Source organism: Mesobacillus sp., assembly GCF_047739415.1.
Taxonomy (GTDB): domain Bacteria; phylum Bacillota; class Bacilli; order Bacillales; family Cytobacillaceae; genus Mesobacillus.
This window is the reverse complement of the sequence record NZ_JBIQOE010000288.1, coordinates 1-6,979: the sequence shown is the minus strand read 5'-3', so window position 1 is coordinate 6,979 and position 6,979 is coordinate 1. Positions and strand designations below refer to the sequence as shown.

Annotated in this window: 7 protein-coding genes and 2 pseudogenes; 4 read left to right on the top strand and 5 right to left on the bottom strand. The window is 43.2% G+C overall.

The genetic code is table 11. The features are described 5' to 3' along the window. On the top strand, positions 1-972 hold a 972-nt coding region (locus ACH0QE_RS23360), incomplete at its 5' end, for a sodium:solute symporter family transporter (protein ID WP_415802819.1). A gap of 395 nt (positions 973-1,367) precedes the next feature. Next, positions 1,368-1,640, top strand: coding sequence for a hypothetical protein (locus ACH0QE_RS23355; RefSeq protein WP_415802818.1), 273 nt, complete (start codon positions 1,368-1,370; stop codon positions 1,638-1,640). Between the two features lie 28 nt (positions 1,641-1,668). Here the strand turns inward: ACH0QE_RS23355 and cydB are convergent, their stop codons facing one another. The 3 genes from cydB to ACH0QE_RS23340 all read right to left on the bottom strand — a co-directional run bounded on the left by cydB (position 1,669) and on the right by ACH0QE_RS23340 (position 5,007). Further along, positions 1,669-2,697, bottom strand: a complete 1,029-nt coding sequence (cydB, locus tag ACH0QE_RS23350; RefSeq protein WP_415802817.1) for a cytochrome d ubiquinol oxidase subunit II — start codon at positions 2,695-2,697, stop codon at positions 1,669-1,671. Beyond that, the gene (locus ACH0QE_RS23345; RefSeq protein WP_415802815.1) at positions 2,687-4,039 is read right to left on the bottom strand and encodes a cytochrome ubiquinol oxidase subunit I; all 1,353 of its coding nucleotides are present in this window, start codon (positions 4,037-4,039) and stop codon (positions 2,687-2,689) included. The genes cydB and ACH0QE_RS23345 overlap by 11 nt, the downstream gene beginning before the upstream one ends. A 356-nt stretch (positions 4,040-4,395) precedes the next feature. Beyond that, the gene (locus ACH0QE_RS23340; protein WP_415802814.1) at positions 4,396-5,007 is read right to left on the bottom strand and encodes a peroxiredoxin; all 612 of its coding nucleotides are present in this window, start codon (positions 5,005-5,007) and stop codon (positions 4,396-4,398) included. 116 nt (positions 5,008-5,123) lie between these two features. Between ACH0QE_RS23340 and ACH0QE_RS23335 the strand changes: the two genes are divergently transcribed. Beyond that, entirely contained in the window at positions 5,124-5,288 is a 165-nt protein-coding gene (locus ACH0QE_RS23335; RefSeq protein ID WP_311074132.1) for a hypothetical protein, read from the top strand. Positions 5,289-5,345: 57 nt separating this feature from the next. Here the strand turns inward: ACH0QE_RS23335 and ACH0QE_RS23330 are convergent, their stop codons facing one another. Together ACH0QE_RS23330 and ACH0QE_RS23325 are read right to left on the bottom strand one after the other, a co-directional pair. Next, positions 5,346-5,765 (bottom strand): GNAT family N-acetyltransferase, encoded by a 420-nt coding sequence (locus ACH0QE_RS23330; RefSeq protein WP_415802821.1) that lies wholly within the window; start codon positions 5,763-5,765, stop codon positions 5,346-5,348. Between the two features lie 54 nt (positions 5,766-5,819). After that, positions 5,820-6,251: pseudogene (locus ACH0QE_RS23325) on the bottom strand (NUDIX hydrolase); the annotation flags it as partial. Between the two features lie 85 nt (positions 6,252-6,336). Between ACH0QE_RS23325 and ACH0QE_RS23320 the strand changes: the two are divergent. Continuing rightward, positions 6,337-6,525: pseudogene (locus ACH0QE_RS23320) on the top strand (DNA topoisomerase); the annotation flags it as partial. Positions 6,526-6,979 lie beyond the last annotated feature (454 nt).

Here is a 6,979-nt window from a genome sequence, read left to right as displayed (position 1 = left end):
GGCCAGAAGGGCGTATTGATCTCTGGCTTTTACAAGCTGCTTGTGCCCTTCACAATGATGATTCCCGGAGTCATTGCCTTTCATATGTATGGAGATGGGTTAAAATCAGTCGATCTCGCCTATCCTGCATTGATTTCCGATGTATTGCCGACCTGGATGTCCGGATTCTTCCTGGCTGTACTGCTTGGCGCAGTACTAAGCTCGTTCAATTCGTTACTGAACAGCGCAGCAACGATGTTCGCACTTGATATTTACAAGGCCCGCTTTAACCCTGGAGCAGATGACCGAAAATTAATTTCGGTAAGTAAAATTGCCGGGACACTGTTGGCAGTGGTGTCATTATGCATCGCACCTCTTTTGATGAACGCACCGGAAGGGTTATGGGATTTAATCAGAAGATTCACTGGCTTTTTCAACATTCCGATTATCGTGATTTTGTTGGTGGGGATATTTACAAAAAGAGTTCCTTCGCTTGCAGCGAAAGTCGTCATTATCTTCCATGTCATTACCTATTATATGCTCGTCTGGGGGACACAGCATCTGTTCGATTTTGTTGTCCCGATTCATTTCATCCATATTTACGCAATCCTGTTCGTGGTGGAAGTCGCCATCATGGTTGCCATTGGAATCTGGAAGCCTAGAACGACGCCATATTCATTCCGCTCCGAAGCAGCAGTCGACATGGTGCCATGGAAATACTCATTGCCCGTATCTGTTGTACTGCTATCTTTAGTTGCCATCATTTATGTGGTATTCTCCCCGATCGGATTGGCATATGACAGCGGTTATGTATCCCCGGCATTTTGGCCAGTGACGCTGGGAATACTCGCAGTTACAATCGCGTTGTCATTTATGGCGGTTAAAAAGTGGAACAAAACCTATGCTGGGTATCTGCAGAGGGAAAATACCGTGACTGAGAGAAAAAGAGGCCTAACGGCAGAGTTTCAGCCTACAATGAACGAATATCAGTAATTGGCTTTACATAAATAAAGAGCTATTAGTGGTTTAATCTAATAGCTCTTTGTTTTCTCTTTTCTTCGAAGAAAATTGCATAGGAAACATTTTATAAGACATTTTGCACTTGCTCTTTGCCTGAAATGTCCATTAAACCTCTTTTATTAGACATTTCGCTCCTTCCCTTTACTTGAAATGTCCATTAAACCTCTTTTATTAGACATTTCGCTCTCGCTCTTTGCCTGAGATGTCTATTAAACCTCTTTTATTAGACATTTCGCTCCTGCACCTTGCTCGAAATGTCCATTAAAACTAACTCATGTTCCTCAAAAAAATGAAATACCTGCTTTAGAGGATTTTCCTTTTTTTTAACGAAGACATATTAAGCAACTATATTAGAAAGGAATTCTTCAATGTCTATTATTTTATGTGGAATATTAGTTGTAATAGGTTTTGGGTCTTACATTGAGGGCAAGAATGTGGCGCGAAGAGGATTAAAGCTGATCCTGAGCTTGCTGCTTGCGGTAATGATTACGGTGGTGATGGACAGCAGTGTTTCAACCTTAGTTGAGCAGGAGAGAATACACGGAATGCCTTTATTTATCACTTTCCATACACTCATCCCTGTTGCTGCTTTTTTCATCTTCCAGCTGTTGCTTTATAACATTAAAATGTACAGTAAATAAGGCGCCTGGTTAACCAGACGCCCTTTTTTTATTGATAACCCTTTGCGCTTTCCTTTAGTATCTTGTCCTTAAATAGTGTATAGCTCCAGGACTGGTAAGCAATGATTATTGGCACAAAAATGGCCGCTACGATGAACATGATGGTCAGGTTGAGCTTGCTGCCGGCGGCATCGAAAAGAGTTACGCTATAGGCATTGTCAATTCTGGATGGCAGCATATTTGGGAAAATCCCGACAAAGCCGAAGGCCATTTTTGTAAAAATCGTCACGCAAACTGCCGCAAAGGCATAACCAATTTTCTTTTTAAAAATAAAGTAAGCTGCCGCGAGCATCGCAGTCAGTGCGATAACCGGCACAATCCAAAGGACTGGGTGCTCTGAGTAATTGTCGAGCAGTGGCGTCCTATTCACAGTTGCCAGAAAAAACAGTGACAACATTGCTGGAGCGACGCCAGCAAAAATTCTTGAAAACCTGTATGCTCGTATCGCAGTTTGCCCAGCTGTCTTCAGCTGAATCCATAGAGATCCTGACAGCATGAACAAGGAGACAAACAATAATCCTCCCAAAATGCCGTAACCGTTCAACAAGCTGAACAAATTGCCTTCATAGCCATTGGCGCCGATCAACAACCCTCGGTACAGGTTGGCGAAGGTCACTCCGAATAAAAAGGCGATCAAGAAGCTACCGGTGAAAAAGCCCCATTTGCACGTTGCCTGCCAAAGTGGATTGTCGTCCTTATGCATGAACTCGAGGCCGATTGCCCTGATAAACAAAGCGATCAGCACCAGGAATAACGGCGTGTACAAAAAGCTGAACATATCTGCATAGACAGCTGGGAAAGCTGCGAATGTCGCTCCACCAGCGGTGATCAGCCAGACCTCATTCCCTCCCCAGAACGGACCAACCGCCTCCTGCAACTGGTTCCGCTCCTTGCGGTTTTTCGCAATGAACGGAAACAGCATTCCAGTGCCAAGAGTATATCCATCGAGGATAAAATAAACCGTCCAAATCAATCCCCACAAACCGAACCAAATGATTGCAAGTGTATCATGAGACATGTTTCACGCCTCCTCCAAGGCCGTATTTAACCTCTGATTCGGGCCCTTTTTTCGCATATTTGATAATCAAATAAACATCTGCTATCAATAAAACCGTGTAAAAAATGACAAGTGCCGCCAAAGAGAATATCACCTGGGACAACGCGATTGGCGATACACCCTCCGATGTTTTCATCAATCCGTACACAACCCACGGCTGTCTTCCTGCTTCTGCTACCATCCAGCCGGCATTAATTGCCAGGTACGGAAGCAGCACCGAATAAAGGACTAGCTTTAAGTATCGAGGTGAGTTCTCCAGTTTATTTTTCCGGTAAAGGTACAAGCCGTACCAGGATACAGCCAGAAAAAAGACTCCTAGTGCAACCATGACCCTGAATGCGTAAAAGACCAATTCTACATTCGGCCGTTCATCCTTAGGAATATCCTTCAAACCAGTGACTTCCCCATCAAAGGAGTTTGTATAGAAGAAGCTGCCCAGTTTCGGTATGCTAATGGCTTCAAAGGCATTACGCTCGTTTTCCTGGTCGGGAATCTGGATCAGGTGAAATGGCATGTCCTTTTGTGTTTCCCAGACGGCCTCCATCGCTGCACCTTTTGCTGGCTGCATTTTCGCTGCGAACACACCGGACTGGTGGCCGATGAATGGAGTCAAAGTTGCCGAAAACAACGCCATCGCCAGACCGTACTTAAATGACTTTTTATAAAATGCTGTTTCATTTTTCCTAATCAGATGGTAAGCACTGATGGCCATCATGAAGAATGCTCCGACAATATAAGCACTCACAACTGTATGTACAAACATATACCAGGCATACGGATTGGTGACAAGCTCCGAAAAGCTTTCCAACTCGACACGGCCATTGTTAAGGACATAGCCGACCGGATTTTGCATGAATCCATTCGCCGTGATAATCCAGAGAGCAGAAATATTCGTGCCAAGAGCCACCATCCAAATCGAAATCGCCCGCAGCTTCGGTGAAAACTTATCTTTGCCGAATAGCCAGATGCCCATGAAGGTCGATTCAAGAAAAAAAGCGACCAGAGCTTCAATCGCGAGCGGCGATCCGAATATATCCCCCATATACTTTGAGTATTCGGACCAGTTCGTGCCAAATTGAAATTCCATCGTAATGCCGGTAATCACGCCAAGCACAAAGTTGATGGCAAACAATTTCCCCCAATAATCAGCCATCCGTTTATACGTCTGATCAAGGGTGCGCGCATACTTTGTTTCCATGACGGCGACGAGAATGACTAAACCAATCGTTAATGGAACAAATAAGAAGTGATAAAACACTGTAACAGCAAACTGGATCCGACTTAATATCAGGACCTCTTCCATCTTTGGTTCCTCCTAATTTTAGTTTGTGAAATCATTAACATAATCTTAATTCTATTTTAAAAAAACTTTGTGAGTGATATCGAAGATTTTTGTAGATAATTTGTGACAATTTTATCCTTCGATTGTGATGCTGGTCACAGACAAATTAGAAAAGCGTAAGCGCCTTGATCAGCCCCGACAAGCGCTGCCCGACAATAACGCCACGTCCTATGGCTGTCGGGTCTGCACGTCCTGTGCCTCAGTGGGCCGACCAGTGAAGTCGCTCTTTGACTTCATTGGGCGGACCGAAGCGACTCGAGGGGCTAGGCGTTGGAGCTGGACATAAAAACAGGCCCTGTTTAACAGGACCTGAAGCATTAAATATTCCCGATATTTGAAGGATCTGTACTGACACCTTGCTGGCCGGGCACCCAGTTAGCCGGCACTCCTTTACCTGTTTGCTTGGCATATTCGAAAGCCTGAAGCATTCTTACGTGCTCAGGAAGATTGCGTCCGACATTCCCTGGATAGATCAGCTTGGCTCTGATGATTCCTCCAGGATCTAGGAACACCGACGCCCTGAAGCTCGCTCCTGTTGTTTCATCAAGAATTCTGTAAGCACGGCTGATTACCTGTGTCCTGTCACTTACCATTGGATACGTAACATCCTTTAAAGATGGAGAGGTTTCCTTAAAAACTTTATGCGAATATACGCTGTCCGTACTGATTGCCAGCAATTCAGCACCCAGGGCTTTTATATAAGGGTAAACAGCGGCGACCGCCGCCAGTTCTGTCGGTCAGACAAAAGTAAAATCGCTTGGGTAGAAAAATAAAATGACCCACTTCCCCCGATAATCCTCAAGGTTAATCTTTCTTATGTCACCATTAATCAACGCATCCGCTGTAAAAAGCGGAGCCTGGTCATCACGGTTCGCGCAAAAAACAGTCGGGCACTCAACCAAATCTTGAGCGTACAATTTTTCGTCCATTTCAGCCGCCCTTTCTTTCGTGAAAATTTGTATCTATACAATCATATGCAGCAGATTTTTTATATTTCAGGTTCCAACAGGAAAAACTACTTTGGATAAGAAAGGAGGGTTCATGAATGAGCAGAGGCAAAGAGTTCAACCACAAGAAAAAAGGACATCCAGGTGACCTGCCATCAGGTGCACTGAAAGCAAAGCGTCCTGAGACCGAAGCGCAGGAAGATGAGGAATTTCTCGTCGTCCAGGAGGCGTTCAAAAATCGTGTAGAGGAAGACGAAGCGTAATTAAGAATAATATCGTAAAGGCCTAGCTAAGTGCCAGGCCTCTTTCATGCCAAGATTTTAAACCTGGCATTTTTTAAAATTGGCAATTACAAGTCCATTACCGACTACTGAATCATTCTGCCGCTCGAAGCCAAGTTTTTCGTAAAGCTCTATTGCCGGTGTATTCGCTGCCCCGGTGGAGACAATCATTTCAGAGTATCCAATCTGTTCTAATTGAGCAATCAGCTTTTTAGCAATTCCTCTGCGAAAAAATTCAGGGTGAACCATCATTCGGTAAATATCCAGTACTTTTCCTTTTTTCAAATACGAGATAGCGCCTGCCAGCTTGCCATCGATATAGCAGCCAATGAAGGTCTCACCGCAACCTTGGAGCTGTTCGAATGTTTCTTTTAACGGCGGGATTTCATCTGTGCCGATCAGGTCCGCTTCTATTTTGTATGATTTTCTTTGCAGATCAAGCACTTCAGCACATTCCATTATCACATTAAGATGGATTTGCCTAAATTCAGGCAGGAATCTGCTGTCTTTTACCTTTTGTATAATCAATTCTTGCCTTTCTGTTAGCGGTGGCAGATTGTCCAATGGGAAAAAGCGAAGATCCTTGCTTTCACCATCATCCATCTTTAGCTCCCCTTCCCAATCATTGCAGGCATACAAGGCGATTGCATTGTAAATTTCATCGCCATTTGGATATTGGAAATAGTACTCTTCTCCGGCCACTACATCTAAAAACTTCAGTCTTTTTAAATTAAGGCCTGTCTCCTCGAACAATTCCCTGCGTGCAGTTTCCTCAAAGCTTTCGCCAGGTTCCATCGCACCTCCTGGAATCCCCCATTTGCCGGTATCGGAACGCAGCTGCAGCATTACTTCATTTTCCCTATTAAAAACAAGCACAGCGGATCCAACCAGAATGAATGGCCTGCTGCCAATAAGCTCACGGATTTCTTTAATATAATCGCTCATGTGCTCCCCCATTACAAAAAATCTCTTATTTCCTTTATACTAAGTAAAGCATACGTAAAACTGTTGTGTTTTGAAAGGAGCAATCATGAAATCATTAGTACTTGCAGAAAAACCAAGTGTTGCCCGTGAGCTTGCGCGTGTACTTGGCTGCAATAAAAATCATAAAAGCTATTTTGAAGGAAATCAATATATCGTCACCTGGGCTCTCGGTCACTTGATTGAATTAAAAATGCCCGAGAATTATGACCCTAAATATAAGGTATGGAAGCTAGACATATCTCTATAAATTTGATTGCACACATTTAACAAATTCATCCTTTCACCTATTCTCTCTGCATATATTAGTGGTTTTTCACGCGCACACAAAACTCGAATGCACATTTTCTTAATAATTATGTGCAAATGATAAATTTGGTTTGGCCAATATAACATACGCTAAACAATTCCAACCTGCATAAAGCCGATGTTTTCTTTGTATAGAAAACATCGGCTTTATCTTCTTTAAATCATTTTCTTAAGCCATTTACTTATAGTGGTAAAAGTTTGGTGCTATGAAACTGCTCTTGCGACCTCTTTTCCGTATTTATCCGTTTCTCGAGAAAAAAGCTCTGTTTGAACTAATAGGTTTTACTTTTACGATTTTTAAGTAATATTCTAACAAAACCGACAATGATAATTTTCCAAAAGTCTTTGTCCCGAAAAAAGAAAAAAATTATATGCTATTAATG